The sequence below is a fragment of the Paracoccus aminophilus JCM 7686 genome, from assembly GCF_000444995.1.
Lineage (GTDB): Bacteria > Pseudomonadota > Alphaproteobacteria > Rhodobacterales > Rhodobacteraceae > Paracoccus > Paracoccus aminophilus.
In genome coordinates this window covers 39235-57488 of record NC_022044.1, presented here as the reverse complement: position 1 = coordinate 57488, position 18254 = coordinate 39235, and the positions used below count along the sequence as shown (strand labels likewise).

Sequence of the window (18254 nt, the reverse complement as noted above, 5' to 3'; positions counted from 1 at the left end):
GCCGAGAGAGGCGCGCCCCTCTTAGCTCGCCGCCGGGGTCTGCGGCTTGCGACGGACCCGCCCGACAAGGCTGATGACCGCGACATAAAGCACCGGCACCATGATGATGCCGAAGAGGACCGAGAACAGGATCCCGCCCAGCACGCCGATACCGATCGAGTTCTGAGCCAGCGCGCCCGCCCCGGTGGCGACGGCCAGCGGCAGCACGCCCAAGGCAAAGGCCAGCGTCGTCATCAGGATCGGGCGCAGGCGCATCTGGGCGGCGTGCAGCGTCGCCTCAACCAAAGGCTGGCCCTGTTTGCGCAAAGTCTCGGCGAATTCGACGATCAGGATCGCGTTGCGCGCGGCAAGGCCGATGGTCGTCAGCAGGCCGACCTTGAAATAGACATCGTTCGATTGCTTGAAGAGGATCGACAGCAAAATCGCCCCAAGCACCCCAACCGGCACCGCCAGCATGACCGAGAACGGCACGCTCCAGCTTTCGTAAAGCGCGGCGAGGCACAGGAACACAACCAGCGCCGAGAGCGAGTAAAGCAAGGGCTCCTGACTGCCCGCGACCTTTTCCTGCAGGGACAGCCCGACCCAAGCCACCGCGTAATTGCCGGGCAATTGCGAGACGATCTGCTGCATCACATCCATCGCATCGCCAGTGCTGACGCCGGTGACAGCGTTGCCGGTGATCTCAAGCGCGGGCGTGCCGCCATAGCGGTAAAGCGTCGAGGGAATATCCTGCCAGACCTGCGTGATGAAGGCCGCGAATGGCACCATCTGCCCCGACGAATTGCGCGCAAACCAGCGGAAAATATCCTCGGGCTGCATCCGAAACTGCGCATCGCCCTGCACAATGACCTGACGCAGCTTGTTGTTCAGGGTGAAGTCATTGACGTAATTCCCGGCAAAAACCGTGGCGAGCATCGCATTGATGTCCGAGAGCCCCAGCCCGAAGGCCTGCGCCTTCTGCACGTCGATCTTGAGCTGAAGCGACGACAGCGTCGCCGCCGTATTGCCGTTCAGCCCGGTTACCTTGCCCGATTGCGAGGCTTGCTGAACCAGCGCATTCGCAGCCTGCCGCAGCGCCACATTGCCATTGCCGGCGGCGTCGACCAGATACATGTCAAAGCCCGCGCTGGTCCCAAGCCCTTGAATCGAGGGCGGTTGCAGGAAGACGATCAGCCCCATCCGATTGCCCGCGAAATGCATATTCGCCTCTTGGGCCAGCTGCGCCGCCGTGCCCGGGCGATCGGCGTAATCCTTCAGCCGGATGAAGAGCATCGCATTGTTCTGCCCCGCGCCACCAAAGCTGAAGCCCAAAGCGGCAAAGACCGCATCGACGTAATCCGACCTTTCCTTGAGCATATAGTCTTCGATGGATTTGACTGCTTGCTCGGTCTGGGCATGGGTCGCCTGATCGGGCAGCTGGACCATCGCCATCAGCACGCCGCGATCCTCGGTCGGCACGAAAGAGCTCGGCAGCTTTTGATAGCTGAACCAGATCGCGGCCCCCAAGGCCAGCACCACTAGAAAGACCAGCGAGGCCACAGCGACCAGACGGCCAACCAGCCCGATATAGCCGCGCGTGATCGCCGAGAGCGTCGCATTGATCCAGCGCGCGGGCGCGATCGGCCGTTTGCCCGAGCTTGGCTTGAGCAGGCTTGCGCACATTGCGGGCGTCAGGATCAGCGCGACGAACAGCGACAGCACCATCGCCGAAATGATCGTGACCGAGAACTGGCGATAGATCACCCCGGTCGAGCCCGACATGAACGCCATCGGCAAGAACACCGCCGAGAGCACAAGCACAATGCCGATCAGCGCGCCCGAGATCTCGCCCATGCTCTTTTCGGTCGCCGCGACCGGGTCGAGTCCCTCTTCCTCCATGACGCGCTCGACGTTTTCGACGACAACGATGGCGTCATCGACCAAAAGCCCGATGGCCAGCACCAGCGCGAACATCGACAAGGTGTTGATCGACATGCCAAAAGCCGTCAGCGCGCCGAATGTGCCCAAAAGCACGACCGGCACCGCAATCGTCGGAATCAGCGTCGCCCGCCAGCTTTGCAGGAAGGCGAGGATCACGAGAAAGACCAGAAACACCGCCTCGGCCAGCGTGTGATAAACTTGGTTGATCGACTTCTCGACAAAGGGCGAGGTGTCATAGGGATAGGCCACGGTGACGCCGGAGGGCAGCGAGCTCGACAGCCCGGCAATCGTGGCGCGCACGGCATTCGCGGTCTGCACGGCATTGGCGCCAATCGCCAGGTTGACCCCGAAGCCCGCCGCCGGATGGCCGTTATAGCGCGAGGCGCTGGTCAGGTTCTGGCCGTCGATCTCGATCCGGGCGACATCGGCCAGATAGACCGACGAGCCGTCCTCGGTCGTTTTCAGCACGATCCGCGAGAATTCATCGATGCCCGAAAGCTGTGATTGCGCCGTCAGCGGGACAGAGATCTGTTGCCCCTTGACCGCCGGCAATCCGCCGAGCGCCCCCACGGTGACATTGGTGTTCTGCACCGAAATCGCCGAGGTGATGTCATTCGGCGTCAGCCCATATTTGTTCAGCTTTTCCGGGTTCAGCCAGATGCGCATCGCATAGGGCGTCGAAAAGGCGTTGATCGAGCCCACGCCCTCGGTGCGCTGCACCGGATCTTGCAGCGTCCGGTCCAGAATATCGCCGAGCTCGACCTGCGAATAGCGCCCATCCTCGGACACGAGCGCGCCCACCATCAGGATCGACGAGGTCGAGCGCGTCACCGAGACCCCTTGCGAGGTCACCGCATTCGGCAGCTTGGCCTGCACGAGCTGTAATTTGTTCTGCACCTCGATCTGCGCCATGTCGGCATTGATCGTATCGTCGAAGACCAGAGACACCGAGGCGCTTCCCGATGCCGAATTCGAGGTCATATAGCTTAACCCATCGAGCCCGGTCATGCCGTCTTCGATGACCGTCGTCACCGAATTCTGAACGGTTTCGGAGTCCGCGCCGGGATAGCTCGCCGAGATCCGCACCGTGGTCGGAGCGATTTCGGGATATTGTTCGACCGGCAGGCTGATCAGCCCGAAGCCGCCCGCCAACATGACGATAATCGCCAGCACCCAGGCGAAAACCGGATGGTGAATGAAGAAACGTGCCATGATCCGTTACTCCGCCGCAGCCGGCTTGGCCGCAGGCGCGGAACTGCCAGAGCTTGCCCCCGCCGCCGGGGCCGTGCCGCTTGTCGGAGCAGGGGCGGGCGTTGATGCCGGGGCCGGGGCCGCGCCATTGGCGTTTTGCGTCAGCGCGACGAGACCGTCGGCATCCACCGTCGCAGGCTCCGGCGCCACCGCCTGCCCCGCCGACAGCATCTTGAGCCCATCGACGATCAGCTGATCGCCCTCATTCAGACCGGCCGTCACCACCCAGTTGTTGTTATAGCTCGAGACCGCCGACAGGGTCACCAGATCGGCCTTGCCATCCTTGACGATGAAGGCCGTAAGATCGCCCGCGCTTGATCGGGTCGCCGCGCGCTGCGGCACCAAAACCGCATCTGTCGTGCCAAGATCGGCGGTGCCTTGCACGAACATCCCGGGCAAAATCATGCGCTTGGGATTGTCGAACTGGAACCGGACGCTGAAGGTGCCGGTCGAGGACGAGACGATCGCGGACGGCGCCACCAGCTTGCCCTGCCCCTTATAGACCTGCCCGTCTTCAAGCTCGAGCTGGGCATTGACCGATTGGTTCGGTGCCAAAGTGCCATTGTCGATCTCATTGCGAATCTGCAAGAGCCGCGCCGAGGTTTCCAGCATATCGACATAGATCGGATCCAGCCGGGTGATGGTGGTCATCGCATTGGTCTGCGCCGCCGAGACCAGATCGCCGACCGAGACCGTCGCCACTTCGGGAAAGCCCTCAATCGGGCTGGTGATCGTGGTCCAGGCAAGCTGCTTTTCGGAATAATCGAGCGCAGCCTTGGTCGAATCGAGCGTTGCCTGCGCCGTGGCAAGGTCTGATTGCGCCGCCTCTAGCTGGACCTGCGTCGAGCCCTGCCCAAGCAGCGCCTTGGCGCGATCAAACGCCGCTTGTTTCACCGGCAAATTGGCCTCAGCCGACAGAAAGGCGGCATTGTCAGCGGCAACCGTCGCGACGTAAGAGGCGTCATCCAGCTTGAACAGCGGGTCGCCGACCTTCACCATCTTGCCCGGCTGATAAAGAATATCGGTCACCACGCCGCTGACCCTTGGCCGGACCAGCACCTGCTGAAAGGCGACCGCACGGCCCGGCAGACTGAAGGTCTGGGGCACGCGCTCTTTCTTGACCGAGATCACGCCGACCTTTTGCGGCGGCAACTCATGGCCCGGCGCACCTTGTGCGAGCGAGGCCTGAGGTAAGAGAAGAAGCGTGAAGCAGGTATAAACTGCGGCCCGAAACGTCGGGAAAGACATAGCCGGTTCCTCCAGATGAAGGCCGCTGCGGGCCGGTCGGAGATGGTCTGTTCTTGCCGCAACTTTATCCAGCTTCCGCGCGAGGCCAAGGGGGAATTTGTATATCATGTGTATCGAAACATTTCCGAATGTTTCGATCCCCTCCGCAGCCTCGCGCGTCGTCTTGCGCCGTCCTCCAGACCGGCAGGCGTGGTTGCCGCCTAAAACAACCCGTCGATCTCGCCGGTCGCCGTCAGCCCGATGCGCTGCGCGGTGGGATGGCGCGGCAGGCCCGGCATGGTCATCACATCGCCGCAAATCGCGACAATGAAGCCCGCTCCGGCTGCCAAACGCACCTCGCGCACCGGGATGACATGGTTTGCGGGCGCGCCCAGCAATGCAGGATCGGCCGAGAAACTATATTGGGTCTTGGCCATGCAGATCGGAAAATCGCCATAGCCCTCTTTCTGCCATTGGCTGAGCTGGGCCATGATCCGCGCCGGAGCCTCGGCGCGCGCGGCACCATAGATCTCGCGCGAGATCGTCTGGATCTTTTCCCAAAGCGGCAGCTCATCGGCATAAAGCAGCTTGAGCGCGGCCTCGCCCTCTTCGGTCATCGCGACCACGGCACGCGCCAGCTCCTCGGCCCCGGCCCCACCTTCCGCCCAGTGTCGGCAGAGGATCGCCTTGACGCCTAGCCCCTCGCAGATGCCGGTCAGCGCGGCCAGCTCTTCGGCGGTATCGGTCGCGAAATGGTTGATCGCCACCACGACCGGCAGGCCGAATTTCTGGATATTGCCGATATGGCGCTCAAGATTGGTGCTGCCCAAAACCAAAGCCGGAACATCCTCGACGCCGAGATCGGCCTTGGCGACGCCGCCGTTCATCTTCAGCGCGCGGATCGTCGCGACAATCACCACCGCATCGGGGGCGAGGCCGGATTTGCGGCATTTGATGTCGAGAAATTTCTCGGCACCCAGATCGGCCCCAAAGCCCGCCTCGGTCACGACGTAATCGCCAAGCGCCAGCCCGGCGCGCGTCGCGATGACGCTGTTGCAGCCATGGGCGATATTGGCAAAGGGACCGCCATGGACCAGAACCGGGTTGTTCTCGATGGTCTGCGCGAGGTTCGGCTGCAAGGCATCGCGCAACAGCACCGTCATCGCGCCATCGGCCTTAAGATCGGCCGCGGTGATCGGCTTGAGCTCGCGGGTATAGCCGACGACGATCCGCGCCAGACGCGCCTGCAGATCGACAAGGTTTTCGGCCAGACACAGGATCGCCATGACCTCGGAGGCCACCGAAATGTCAAAGCCGCTTTCGCGCGGATAGCCGTTCGACGCGCCGCCGAGTGCCACAGTGATATCGCGCAGGGCGCGGTCATTCATATCGACCACCCGACGCCAGCTGATCCGGCGAATGTCGAAACCGAGCTCATTGCCCCAATGGATGTGATTGTCGATCATCGCCGACAGCAGGTTATGGGTGCTGCCGATGGCGTGAAAATCGCCGGTGAAATGCAGGTTGAGATCCTCCATCGGGATCACCTGCGCATAACCGCCGCCAGCCGCGCCGCCTTTCATCCCGAAATTCGGGCCGAGGCTGGGCTCGCGCAGGCAGATCACCGTCTTGCGGCCGATCCGGTTCAGCGCATCGCCAAGACCCACCGTGGTCGTGGTCTTGCCCTCGCCCGCGGGCGTCGGGTTGATCGAGGTGACGAGGATCAGCTTGCCCGGGGCGCGGTCCTGCATCTGCGCCAAAGCGGCATGGGTCAGCTTGGCCTTGTCATGTCCATAGGGCAACACATCCTCGGGACTGAGCCCAAGGCGGGCGGCAACTTCGACAATGGGACGTTTCTTGGCGGCGCGGGCAATCTCGATATCGGAGGTCATTCGTATCTCCTGCTGGCGGGGCTCAGTCTTTTGGATAACCAGCCACGCCGTCGCGGAGATACAGAGAAAGTGTCGCACTCAGCCAATAGGCCGAGGCGCCCTCAACCAATAGGTCGAGAACCACACCGAATTCTGCCTATAAAACGGGCAAATGCCCTGAAAAACGAATCAGAGAGCCGCCCGACAGGCCGAAAGCACGTCTTCAAGACTTTTTACCAGCAGGAAAGTCGGTTTTTCAAGTGCTGCTTGCGCATCGTCGTAAATCAGCAGCTCCAAGGCCTCGGCATCGCGGAAAAGACGATCGGCGGCGAAATAGCCGGCAACGCCGCGCGCGCGATGCGCGACCGCCGCCAACGTCCGGCTGTCGCCGACCGCCAAGGCATCGCGCAACTGGCCGGGACAGTCCGAGAAGTCGCGCACGAACAGCTCAATCATCCGGCGCATCCGGCTTTCATCGCCATGCACTCGTGCGAGCGTCTGCGACAGGTCGATGATCTGCGGCTGCGCCAGCTCTGCCGTGACCTCGGCCTCGAGCAGCAAGCCTTCCTCTTCGAGCACACCAGCGAGAGTCGCATACATCAGCTTTTCGTCGATGGGCTTGGTCAGATGGGCGGTCATGCCGACTTGAAGCGTCGCCTCGCGGTCCTCGATCCGAGCCTGCGCGGTCAGCGCAATCACCGGCAGCCCCAGCCACTCCGGGTTTTGGCGAATGCGCCGCGTGGTTTCCAGCCCGTCCATATCGGGCATCTGCATATCCATCAGGACTGCGTCGAAATCTTCCGTTTGCAGCCGCCGAAGCGCCTCGAAGCCCGATTCCGCTTTGGTCACGAGAACACCCGCCAATTCGAGAAAATCGGCCGCGACCTCAAGATTGAACAGGTTGTCGTCCACCACGAGCACGCGACGCCCGCGAATGATCGCGGGATAGCTCGTCCCGCCCTGCACCGCTGTGCTTGCGGCCAGCTGAACTTCGGCGCGGCTGCTGATTTCGAAAACCTGCTGGACCGCATTGTAAAGCATTGATTCTGTGACGGGTTTGATCAAAAGCCCCTGCAGATCCAGCAAATCGACCTTGCGCAAAATCTCGTCACCGGCATGGGCCGTCACCATGAGCACGGCGGGGGTGGTGCGCAAAAAGCGGTCGTTGCGGATCATGCGCGCGGTTTCGACCCCGTCCATGCCCGGCATCCGCCAATCCATCAGCACAATGTCGAAGGGCCGGTTGCGGGCAGCCGCCTCATGCAGCACGGCCAACGCCTCGGCGCCCGACGAGACGCTTTGCGCGACGACGCCGAACTGGCCGATCATATTCGACAAGGTCTCGCGCGAGGTTGCCATATCATCGACGATCAGCGCGCGCTTGCCTTGGAAAAGATCGCTCATGCGCAGCTCTGAGGCGCTTGAGCCGATGCTGGCGAAGGTAAACGAGAAGGTGCTGCCCCGGCCAAGCTGGCTTTCGACCCGGATTTCGCCACCCATCAACTCGACCAGCTTCTTGCTGATCGACAGCCCCAGACCGGTGCCACCAAAGCGGCGCGCGGTGCGGGTGTCGGCTTGCGAGAAGGGCTTGAACAGCGACAAGCTTTGTTCCGGGGTGAGCCCGATGCCGGTGTCACGGATCGAGAATTGGATCAGCGGCCTTTGGCCCGGCACCTGAGGGGGCAGCAGTTCGGCCGAAACCACGATCTCGCCGCGTTCGGTGAATTTGACGGCATTGCTGACCAGATTGATCAACACCTGTCCCAGACGCAAGGGATCGCCGCAAAGCTGGCGCGGCACCGAGGGCGAGATCGCATAGACGATCTCCAGCCCCTTTTCCTCGGCCTTGAGCGAGGTTGCGTTCGACAAGGTCTCAAGCACCGATTCCAGCGTGAAATCGGTCTCCTCCAGTTCGAGCCCGCCCGCCTCAATCCGCGACACATCGAGAATATCGTTGATGATGCCCAGCAGCACCCGGGCCGAGCTGTCGATCTTGGTCAGGTAATTGTGCTGACGGGGCGACAGATCGGTCTGCATTACCAGTCGGGTCATGCCGATCACCGCATTCATCGGCGTGCGGATTTCATGGCTCATGGTGGCCAGGAATTCGCTTTTCGCCCGCTCGGCGGCTTCGGCGGCATCTTTGGCCTGACGCAGAGCCTCGGCGGTTTCATATTCCTTGGTGACATCCAGAATGATGCCGTCCCAGACCTGCCCCTGATCGGATTCGCGCACTGCCGAGCGGATCTGAAGCCAGGCCTGATCGCCATCTGGCCGGATGACCCGGAACTCGCAGTCGAAGACCGACATGGTTTCCGCAGCCCGGCGCGAGGTCTCGAAATAGCGTTCGCGGTCGTCGGGATGGATCGCGGCGACGATCAGCCCCGGATCGGCCACGAGCTTTTCAGCCGAGACACCGATCAGCTTGTCGATCCCCGCGCTGACATAAGAAACCCGCATCTCATCGCCGGTGATCTCGGTGCCCGCAAGCCCGACATCGGGGGCCAGGAAATCGAGCCGGTAGATCGCGCCATTGGGCAGGCTGTCGGCAATCGCCGTCAGCTGGGCGCGCGAGGCCTCGCGTTCGCTCACATCCTGCACGGTGCCGGACAACGCAACCAGCTGACCGTCATCGTCCCGCACCGCGGCGCCGCGGATCTCGGCGGCGAAAGAGCCTCCCTCGGCGTCGTAATGGGTCACATCGACGGTATAGGGCTCGCCAGTGCGGATACAGTGCTCGATGGCCACGCCGAGGCGCGCAAAATCGTCGGGCGGCATCATCTTTTGCAAGTCCTCGACCGCGACGCCCTGCCCCTGACTGACCCCATTCATCTCATGGAGCATTTCCGAGGCGGTCAAGATATTCGTCTTCGGGTCCAGCGACCACGAGCCGATCCGGGCCAGCCGTTCAGCCCGACGCAGCGCATCGTAACTGTCTTGCACCTTGCGTTCGGCGACATGCTGTTCGGTGACATCGCGCACAACGCAGATGACGCGGGCATCGACGAATTCCGATTGGTGGAAATAGCGCGCCGCGGCCGAGAGCCAACGCTCTTGCCCCTCGGCATCCCGGATGCGGAAGAGGATCGGCTCGATCGGCTCTTCGACCAGAGGCGGGGCCAGCTCAGCCCGGAAAAGCGCGCGATCTTCGGGATCGACGCAGGCGAGCAGGCTATCGAGCCGCAGCCCGGTGTCGCTGAGGCCGAAAATCCGGCGCAGCTCATCGCTGCAGACCAGATCACCGCTGGCCGGACGATATTCCAGAACCCCGAGCCCGCCCACTTCGGCGGCCAGCGTCATACGCTCGCGCTCAAGCTTCAGCTCAATCTCGTCGCGCTTGAGCTCGGTGATATCGCGCGAAATCGTCACGAGCCCGGTGACATTGCCCTCATCATCGCGGCGCGGGGTGCGCGTCGTCAGCCGGATGCTTTCACCGTCGCGCCCAAGCAAAAGCTCTTCGACGGTTTCGCTTTCGCCCGTGCAGAGCACCCGGCGCGTGCGCGCGGTGAATTCATGGGCTTTTTCCGGCCCGAGCAGCTCTTCGATGGTGCGGCCACGGATATCGGCGAATTCGCCCGGCAGGATCGAGATCGCCGCGCGGTTCACCAGCTGGAAGCGCCCTTCGGTATCGACCAGAGTGATCGTGTCGGCGACAGAATCGATCACCGCCTGCAAGAGATCGCTGGTATCGCGCAGCTCTTCGGTGCGGGCGGCGACGCGGTCCTCAAGCTGCCGGTTGAGGCTTTCGAGCGCCTCTTGCGAGGCCACCTCTTCCGTGCGGTCGCGCACCATGCCCAAAAAGACTTTCTGCCCGTCGAACAGATGGCAGGAAATCAGCACCTCCACCGGGAAGGTCGTGCCGTCCTTGCGCGTGTGATGGCCATAAATCCGCGCGGTCGCCCCGGGGGCGGTCACGCGGTAAAGCTCTTCCTTTTCCTCTTGGGTCAGGTCTTTCGACACATCCGAGGCGCTCATGGTCAGCAGCTCTTCACGAGTATAGCCAAGGCTGCGGCACGCGCGGTCATTCACATGCAGGAAGTGACCGGTGTCGTCATGCATGAAGAAATCGTCGAGCGAGTTTTCGACCAGCATCTTGAAGCGGAAATCGCTGATTTCCTGCGCCTGTCGCGCGCGGTCAAGATCGCCGGCAATGTCCATCGGATCGGCGGCGCGGCGCTGATAGAGCGCGAATTGATCGACGATCCCGTCGCGCAAAAGCCGCGCCAGCGCGAGCCCATCCGCGCCAACCCCATCCGCGCCATGGCCCGCAGCCTCGATCACACCCAGAACCGCGCCCTTGCTGTCCGTGATCGGCAAGGTCAGCCGCCAGACCGGCTGCGCCCCCTCCGCACCCTGCGTCAGGCTGTCCGTCCCGTCCTTGAGCACGACCGGCGCCGCAGGAAACGGATCCGGCCCGGCTTCGGCCAGAACATCGACCTTGGCAAACCCATAATAGAGAACGCGCAGCATCGCGCAGTTCAACTGCTCGGCCAAGCAGAGCGCCGTTTCGCGGCAGCGCTGGATCAACGGCTCGGGCAGATGGGCAGAATCGGTCATGGGAGGTCCTGAGTCGGTAGAGCTTTGAGAGGTTCTGCTGAAGAATGGCTGTATCGGGTTACGATCGGGTTATCGAGAAAACATCCGCTTTCATTTTTCGAGAAGTTTATTCTTCCGCAGGTAGAGGCGCGGCATTTGTATATTTCCTATGCGAGAATAGCACAATTGGCCGCTCCACTTTGACGGGAAGTTTTGTCACGCGCGCGCGGTTTTGTTGCGTTTTTGTGCCGCCAATGAAAACGGCCACAGATCAGATCTGTGGCCGTCTTTGGGCAAGCGTCTTGATGAACGCCTTAGGCCCTCGTCAGGGGATCAGCCGGGCGATGATGAGATCGGCGGCCTCTTCGGCACTGATCGCGGTGGTGTCGATGCGCAGCTCGGGCGCATCGGGCGCTTCATAGGGGGAATCGATCCCGGTGAAGTTCTTGAGCTGCCCCGCGCGCGCCTTGGCATAAAGCCCTTTCACATCACGGCTTTCCGCGGTTTCAAGCGGCGTATCGACAAAGACCTCGACGAATTCGCCGGGCTGCATCATCGAGCGCACCATGTCGCGCTCCGAGCGGAACGGCGAGATGAAGGCGGTGATGACGATCAGACCGGCATCGGTCATCAGCTTGGCGACTTCGCCGACGCGGCGGATGTTTTCGATGCGGTCGGCCTCGGTGAAGCCCAGATCCTTGTTCAGCCCGTGACGCACGTTGTCGCCGTCGAGCAGGAAGGTGTGGCGGTTCATCCGCGCGAGCTTTTTCTCGACAATATTCGCGATCGTCGATTTGCCCGAGCCCGAGAGCCCGGTCAGCCACAGAACCGCCGGTTTCTGATGCTTCATCCCGGCATGATGCTCGCGGCCGATGTCGGTCGCCTGCCAGTGGATGTTTTGCGCGCGGCGCAGCGCGAAATGGATCATCCCGGCCGCCACCGTGCGGTTGGTCATCTTGTCGATCAGGATGAAGCCACCGAGATCGCGGTTGTCGGCATAGGCCGCGAAAGGGATCTCGCGGTCGGTGGTGACATTCGCGACGCCAATCGCATTGAGATCCAGCGTCTTGGTCGCGAGATGCTCTTGCGTGTTGACGTTCACCTCGTATTTCGGCGCGTGAACCGTGGCCGAAACCGTCTGAGTGCCGATCTTGAGCCAATAAGCCCGGCCCGGCACCATTTCGGCCTCGTCCATCCAGACGATGGTGCTTTCAAACTGATCGGCGACCTCCAGCGGCGCTTGGGCCGCGACAAGGACCTGCCCGCGTGAGCAGTCGATTTCATCGGCCAAGGTCAGCGTGACGGATTCGCCCGCCACCGCCAGATCACGGTCGCCGCCAAGTGCCACAATCCGCGCAATCGTCGAGGTCTTGCCCGAGGGCAGCACCCGGATCGCATCGCCCGGACGCACCGCGCCCGCCGCGATCAGCCCCGAGAAACCCCGGAAATCGAGGTTCGGACGGTTGACCCATTGCACCGGCATCCGGAAGGCTTTGGCCTGATCTGCGGTCGCATCGACATCGACCGCCTCGAGATGCGGCAGCAGCGCCGTGCCCTGATACCAAGGCATATTCTCGCTGTTGGCGGTGATATTGTCGCCCTTGAAGCCCGAAATCGGGATCGCGGTAAAGGCCTCGATGCCGATGCTTTGCGCGAAGTCGCGGTAATCCGAAACGATGCGCTCAAAGCTCGCCTGATCGTAATCGACCAGATCCATCTTGTTCACCGCCAAAACGATATGGCGGATGCCCAGAAGCTTGACCAGATAGCTGTGGCGCCGGGTCTGGGTCAGCACGCCCTTGCGCGCGTCGATCAGGATCACGGCGAGATCGGCGGTCGAGGCGCCGGTGACCATATTGCGGGTATATTGCTCGTGACCGGGGGTGTCGGCGACGATGAACTTGCGCTTTTCAGTGGCAAAGAAGCGGTAGGCCACGTCGATGGTAATGCCCTGCTCGCGCTCGGCGGCCAGCCCATCGACCAGCAGCGCAAAGTCGATCTCTTGACCCTGCGTGCCGACGCGCTTGCTGTCGGCTTCGAGCGTGGCGAGCTGATCCTCGAAGATCATCTTGCTGTCGTAAAGCAGCCGCCCGATCAGGGTCGATTTGCCATCATCGACCGAGCCGCAGGTGATGAAGCGCAGCATGGTCTTGTGCTGGTGCTTTTCGAGATAGGCGTGAATGTCCTCGGCAATGAGCGCCTCGGTCTGATAAATCGGTTCGTTGCTGTTCATGTTCTGCAAATTCCGGAAAGAGGAGGAGCGTGACGGGCAAGGATCACGGGAAAGATCAGAAGTAACCTTCCTGCTTCTTCTTCTCCATCGAGGCGGTCTGATCGTGGTCAATGGCGCGGCCCTGACGCTCCGACGTGGTGGTCAGCAGCATTTCCTGAATGACCTCGGGCAGCGTCTGCGCCTCGCTTTCGACGGCGCCGGTCAGCGGATAGCACCCGAGCGTGCGGAAGCGGATCGAGCGCGTCACCGGCTCTTCGCCCGGGTTCAGGCGGAAGCGGTCGTCATCGACCATCAGGATCAGCCCATCGCGCTCGACCGTCGGGCGCGGCGCCGAGAAATAGAGCGGCACGATCTCGATGTTTTCGAGATAGATATATTGCCAGATATCCAGCTCGGTCCAATTCGAGATCGGGAAGACGCGCACGCTTTCGCCCTTGGCCTTGCGCGCATTGTAAAGCCGCCACAATTCCGGGCGCTGGTTTTTCGGGTCCCAGCGGTGATTGGCCGAGCGGAAGGAAAACACCCGCTCTTTCGCGCGCGACTTTTCCTCGTCGCGGCGCGCACCGCCAAAGGCCACGTCGAAATTGTAAAGATCGAGCGCCTGTTTCAGCCCCTCGGTCTTCCACATATCGGTGTGCAGCGAGCCGTGATCGAAGGGGTTCACGCCCTTTTCCTTGGCTTCGGGGTTTTGATAGACCAGCAGCTCCATCCCCGCATCTTTCGCGGCCTTGTCGCGCAGGTCATACATGGCGCGGAATTTCCAGGTCGTATCGACATGCAAAAGCGGGAAGGGCGGCGGCGCCGGATAGAAGGCCTTTTTCGCCAGATGCAGCATGACCGCGCTGTCCTTGCCGACGCTGTAAAGCATCACCGGGTTTTCAGCTTCGGCAACCACTTCGCGCAGGATATGGATGCTTTCCGCTTCCAGCCGCTGCAGGTGGGTGAGGGTTTTCGTGTCCATGGGCCGTCTCGTCAGAATGAGGTTGACGCTGCTTTAGACCTGCCCTCTAGTCGAGACACCCCCCAAATGGGGGGTATTTTATCTTTCCTCGGGATCGCTGCCATTTCGACAGAGACCAATATTCTGAACGCCTTGTTCGCCGCCGCTCTTGGCACGGCGACCGGCGCCGCAAGCGACAGTGACGCGGGCGACGCGCTTTGGCTCGGCTTCCTTGCGACACTGGCGCAGGCGACCGGAGCCAGCGCGGCGCTGTTGCGCATCGAGCAGCATGGCCGCGTGAAAGAGCTCTGGCAGCATGGCACGCCGGTGCCGCTTTCGGCGGCGCAGAGCCTGCAAATGCGCAGCGATCGCGTCTATTCCGAAACCGATCTGCCCGCCGAGCCCGGACCGAAACCCTATGCCCGCGCCTTGAAATCGGCGCTGGGTCAGGGCGAATTCGCGGCTCTGGCGCTGCAACGCGACGACCGGGATTTTCGCGCGGTGGACGGGTTGCAGCTCTCGAACCTGACGCCGTTTCTGCCGCAGGCCCTGCTGGGTTGGCGGCGGCTGCGCGACGAGCGGCTGGGCGCGGCGCGCGATCTCGGGATGCTGCGCCGTCTGGGCGCGGGCTGGATCCGCTTCACGCCGGCGGGCAATATCCTTGACCTCTCGGTCACCGCGCAAGAGCTGATCGCGGCCACGCCACGCTTGCGGCGACGCTCGGACGGCTGGCTCGAGTTTCCCGATTCGGCCACGGCGCAGGCGTTTCAGACCGCGCTTTTGGCCGCGCAAAGCGGTGAGGAGAACGGGCGCGTGCTGGCGATTTCGCAAGATCCGCCGCTCGAACTCGTCTTCCATGCGGGCGCGGCGCAAGACGGCGGCGCGCTGACCGCTTATCTGCGCGGCCCGCGCCCGGCGCGCGCGCTGCCGCTGGCGCAGATCGCGGCGAGCCTTGGCCTCAGCCGCAGCGAGGCGCGTCTGGTCCAACTTCTCTGCGACGGCTTTTCGCTGCAAGACGCGGCGACAGAGCTTGGCTGGACCGCCGAGACCGCGCGCAGCGCCTCGAAACGGATCTATGCCCGGATGGGCGCGAGCGGGCAAAGCGCGGTCATCCGCGCTGTGCTGACCAGTGCGATCTGGCTGGCGTGAGAGCCGCGCTTAAGCCGTGATCAACGCGCGCAGCCGCGCGACCCGGTCGGCCAGAAGGGCGGCGTCACCCTTGGCCTCGACATTCAGCCGCAAGACCGGCTCGGTGTTCGAGGCGCGCAGGTTGAAGCGCCAGTCTGGGAAGGCCAGCGAAAGCCCGTCCATCTCGTCGCGCGACAGCGCCTCTGCGGCGAATTCGGCCTCGACCCGCGCGCGGGCGGCGGCGACATCGCTGATCGTGAAATTGATCTCACCCGAGGAGGGGAAAGCGCGCCGCCGCTCGGCCACCAGCGCCGAGAGCGGCTGGCCTGAGCGCCCCATCAATTCGGCCACCAAAAGCCAGGGGATCATGCCGCTGTCGCAATACATGAAATCGCGGAAATAGTGATGCGCCGACATCTCGCCGCCATAGATCGCGTCGAATTCGCGCAAAGCGGCCTTGAGGAACGCATGTCCAGTGCGCGCCTGAATCGGCTCGCCGCCCGCCGCCTCGACCAGATCGCGGGTGTTCCAGATCACGCGCGGGTCATGGACGATCCGCGCCCCGGGCTCGCGCGCCAAGAAGGCCGCCGCGAGCAGGCCAACGATATATTCGCCGTCGATGAAGCCGCCGCTTTCGTCAAAGAAGAAGCAGCGGTCGAAATCGCCGTCCCAAGCGAGGCCGAGATCGGCGCCATGGGCGCGCACCGCCTCGGCGGTCACCGGCTGGTTTTCGGGCAAAAGCGGATTGGGGATGCCATTGGGAAAGCTGCCGTCGGGTTCGTGATGCAGACGGATAAAGCTCAAGGGCGCGCCGCGCTCTGCCAGCCCCGCCGCGATCGCGTCAAAGGTCGGCCCGGCCGCGCCATTCCCGGCATTGACGAGGATCTTCAGCGGTCGCAGCGCCGCGACATCGACGAAGCCCAGAACATGGCTGACATAGGCCGCGCGCGCCTCGGCCCCGATCTCGCGGCTTTGGCCGTCCGGACGCGCCGGACCGAAATCATCGGCCTCGGCCAGGGTCTTGATCGCGGCGAGCCCGGTTGCCGTGTCGAGCGGTGCCGAGCCCGCGCGCACCATCTTCATCCCGTTGTAATCCATGGGATTATGCGAGGCGGTGACCTCGATCCCGCCATCGGCGTCGAAATGGCTGACCGCGAAATACATCTCTTCGGTGCCGCAGAGCCCGAGATCGAGCACCTCGACCCCTTCGTCGATCAGCGCGCGCGACACCGCCGCTGCCAGCTCTTCGGACGAGGCGCGGATGTCGCGGCCCAGCACCACGCGGCGCGCGCCAAGCGCCCGGGCAAAGCCGCGCCCGATCCGATAGGCGATGGCCGCATCGAGGTTTTCGCCCAGACGGCCACGAATATCATAGGCTTTGAAGCAGCTCAGTTCCATCAGCCTCGGGCTCCCGCTCGCTTGCATCGACATGGCCCGGTCCGGGACCGGACAGGGCATCAAGCGGATATAACCCGGCTGGGGCCGCCTCGCCAGCGGCTGCAACCGATTGTCCTTTCCGGGGCCAGCCGGGCGGGGATGGAATCAGGCGGGCGCGTGTTCCGCTGTGGATCGCGCGTTGATCAGCCCGGTGACCTGATGGCGCAAAGCGACGAATTCGCGGCTGTTGCGATCGCGGATATGGGCCAAAGGCACCGGCACCTCGGCAATGATCCGCCCCGGTTTGCTGGCCATGACGACGACGCGGTCGGCAAGATAGATCGCCTCTTCGACATCATGGGTGATCAAGACCACGGTCGAACTTTCGCGCGCGCGGATCGCCAGCAGCTCATCCTGCAACCGCACGCGATTGAGCGAATCGAGCGCGCCGAAGGGCTCATCGAGCAGCAAAAGCGCGGGCCGGGGCGCAAGGCCACGCGCGATGGCGGCGCGCTGCGACATGCCACCCGAGAGCTGATGGGGCAACGCCTCTTCAAAGCCGCTGAGCCCGACCAGCTCGATCAGCTCGCGCACCCGCTCGGCCTTTTCTGCGTTTGTGCCGGGCAGAACCTTCAGCGCCAGCGCAATGTTTTTCGAGACCGTCAGCCAAGGCAGCAGGCGGTGATCCTGAAAGACGATGCCGCGCGAGAGCGAGGGCTTGCGCACCGGCTCGCCGTCAATCGCGACCCTGCCGTGATCGGGAAAGTCGAGCCCGGCGAGCAGGCGCAACAGCGAGGATTTGCCGCAGCCCGAGGGACCGACCACCGCCAGAAACTCGCCCGCCGCGACCTCGAGCGAGACATCCGACAGCGCCTCGACCCGATTTTGGCGAACGGTGAAACTGCGCCGGACCTGCGTCAGGCTCACCTGCCCCGCCGCCGCAGGGCGACCCGCCGGGGCCGGAAGATCGGTCAATGTGTCTGCCATGGGGCAACCTTTCGCGACAGATGGGCGACGCCGCGATCCAGCGAGACGCCGATGATGCCAAGGATCAGGACGCCGAGCAGAACCTGATCCATGCGCGCATATTCCCGCGCGGCGGCCAGATAGGCGCCCAGACCGTCGCCCATCCCATTGATATAGCCGGTACCGATCAGATATTCGGCCCCGAAGGTTCCCAGCCAAGCGACGTTGAGCGAGAGCTCGACCCCGGTCACGATCGCGGGCAGCGCGGCGGGCAAGATAATGCGGCGCAGACGCTCGACCGGGCCAAGTTCCAGCGCCGCGCCAAGCTCGCGCCAGCCGATCGGCACATTCTGCGTGCCCGCCTGCGCGCCAAGCGCCATCGGGAAAAAGGCCCCGAGCGCGATCAGCGTGATCTTCATGGTCTCGCCATTGCCCAGCCAGGCCGAGAGCAGCGGGATCCAGGCGAAAAGCGCGATCTGGCGCAGGCTGTTGACGGTTGGGTCAAAGAGGCCGCGCGCGACGCCCGAGATGCCAAGCGCGATCCCGAACACGAGCCCGATCCCCGCGCCGATCACCCAGCCCGCCATGGCGCGCGCCAGCGTGGCCAAAGCCGCGCCCGGCACCGAACCATCGCCAAAGCCCGTCCAGGCGGCGCGCAAAACCGCAAGCGGCGAGACAAAGACTTTGGGATTCAGCCAACCCGCGTCATAGGCAACGCCCCAAAGCGCGACCAGAAGCGCGGGCAGGATCATGGCGCGCAGGAAAGCATGGCTGACCCGAGCCTCGGATGCAGGATTGCTCATCG

The 18254-nt window shown here is 63.3% G+C and carries 10 protein-coding genes; 1 reads left to right on the top strand and 9 read right to left on the bottom strand.

The annotated features are described in order from the left end of the window. Positions 1-21 precede the first annotated feature (21 nt). The 6 genes from JCM7686_RS21610 to cysD all read right to left on the bottom strand — a co-directional run bounded on the left by JCM7686_RS21610 (position 22) and on the right by cysD (position 13999). Positions 22-3132 carry an efflux RND transporter permease subunit gene (locus tag JCM7686_RS21610; RefSeq protein ID WP_020953145.1) on the bottom strand — a complete coding sequence of 1037 codons (3111 nt, stop codon included), beginning with the start codon at positions 3130-3132 and terminating at the stop codon, positions 22-24. Between the two features lie 6 nt (positions 3133-3138). Next, positions 3139-4419: an efflux RND transporter periplasmic adaptor subunit gene (locus JCM7686_RS21605; protein ID WP_020953144.1), complete on the bottom strand. Its 1281-nt coding sequence runs from the start codon at positions 4417-4419 to the stop codon at positions 3139-3141. Between the two features lie 200 nt (positions 4420-4619). Next, positions 4620-6290 (bottom strand): formate--tetrahydrofolate ligase, encoded by a 1671-nt coding sequence (locus JCM7686_RS21600; protein ID WP_020953143.1) that lies wholly within the window; start codon positions 6288-6290, stop codon positions 4620-4622. Between the two features lie 168 nt (positions 6291-6458). Continuing rightward, entirely contained in the window at positions 6459-10826 is a 4368-nt protein-coding gene (locus JCM7686_RS23725) for a PAS domain-containing hybrid sensor histidine kinase/response regulator (protein ID WP_020953142.1), read from the bottom strand. Between the two features lie 304 nt (positions 10827-11130). Beyond that, on the bottom strand, positions 11131-13038 hold the full coding sequence (cysN, locus tag JCM7686_RS21590; protein WP_041528365.1) for a sulfate adenylyltransferase subunit CysN: 1908 nt from the start codon (positions 13036-13038) through the stop codon (positions 11131-11133). A gap of 55 nt (positions 13039-13093) precedes the next feature. Then, positions 13094-13999 (bottom strand): sulfate adenylyltransferase subunit CysD, encoded by a 906-nt coding sequence (gene cysD, locus JCM7686_RS21585; protein WP_020953140.1) that lies wholly within the window; start codon positions 13997-13999, stop codon positions 13094-13096. A 132-nt stretch (positions 14000-14131) separates the two neighbouring features. Here cysD and JCM7686_RS21580 point away from each other — a divergent pair, with 132 nt between their 5' ends. Continuing rightward, positions 14132-15127 (top strand): helix-turn-helix transcriptional regulator, encoded by a 996-nt coding sequence (locus JCM7686_RS21580; RefSeq protein ID WP_020953139.1) that lies wholly within the window; start codon positions 14132-14134, stop codon positions 15125-15127. Between the two features lie 9 nt (positions 15128-15136). On the opposite strand, the gene JCM7686_RS21575 is transcribed toward JCM7686_RS21580, so the two are convergent. From JCM7686_RS21575 to JCM7686_RS21565, 3 genes are all read right to left on the bottom strand, one after another. Further along, on the bottom strand, positions 15137-16507 hold the full coding sequence (locus tag JCM7686_RS21575; protein WP_148292717.1) for a phosphohexomutase domain-containing protein: 1371 nt from the start codon (positions 16505-16507) through the stop codon (positions 15137-15139). 141 nt (positions 16508-16648) lie between these two features. Continuing rightward, the gene (locus JCM7686_RS21570; RefSeq protein WP_020953137.1) at positions 16649-17470 is read right to left on the bottom strand and encodes an ABC transporter ATP-binding protein; all 822 of its coding nucleotides are present in this window, start codon (positions 17468-17470) and stop codon (positions 16649-16651) included. After that, on the bottom strand, positions 17455-18252 hold the full coding sequence (locus tag JCM7686_RS21565) for an ABC transporter permease (RefSeq protein ID WP_020953136.1): 798 nt from the start codon (positions 18250-18252) through the stop codon (positions 17455-17457). The genes JCM7686_RS21570 and JCM7686_RS21565 overlap by 16 nt, the downstream gene beginning before the upstream one ends. Positions 18253-18254 lie beyond the last annotated feature (2 nt).

What these genes read in the sequence shown, in the direction of transcription:
- cysN (WP_041528365.1), bottom strand. Translation starts at nt 13,038, where the DNA reads ATGAACAGCAACGAACCGATTTATCAGACCGAGGCGCTCATTGCCGAG.
- cysD (WP_020953140.1), bottom strand. Translation starts at nt 13,999, where the DNA reads ATGGACACGAAAACCCTCACCCACCTGCAGCGGCTGGAAGCGGAAAGC.
- JCM7686_RS21565 (WP_020953136.1), bottom strand. Translation starts at nt 18,252, where the DNA reads ATGAGCAATCCTGCATCCGAGGCTCGGGTCAGCCATGCTTTCCTGCGC.
- JCM7686_RS23725 (WP_020953142.1), bottom strand. Translation starts at nt 10,826, where the DNA reads ATGACCGATTCTGCCCATCTGCCCGAGCCGTTGATCCAGCGCTGCCGC.
- JCM7686_RS21600 (WP_020953143.1), bottom strand. Translation starts at nt 6,290, where the DNA reads ATGACCTCCGATATCGAGATTGCCCGCGCCGCCAAGAAACGTCCCATT.
- JCM7686_RS21610 (WP_020953145.1), bottom strand. Translation starts at nt 3,132, where the DNA reads ATGGCACGTTTCTTCATTCACCATCCGGTTTTCGCCTGGGTGCTGGCG.
- JCM7686_RS21605 (WP_020953144.1), bottom strand. Translation starts at nt 4,419, where the DNA reads ATGTCTTTCCCGACGTTTCGGGCCGCAGTTTATACCTGCTTCACGCTT.
- JCM7686_RS21570 (WP_020953137.1), bottom strand. Translation starts at nt 17,470, where the DNA reads ATGGCAGACACATTGACCGATCTTCCGGCCCCGGCGGGTCGCCCTGCG.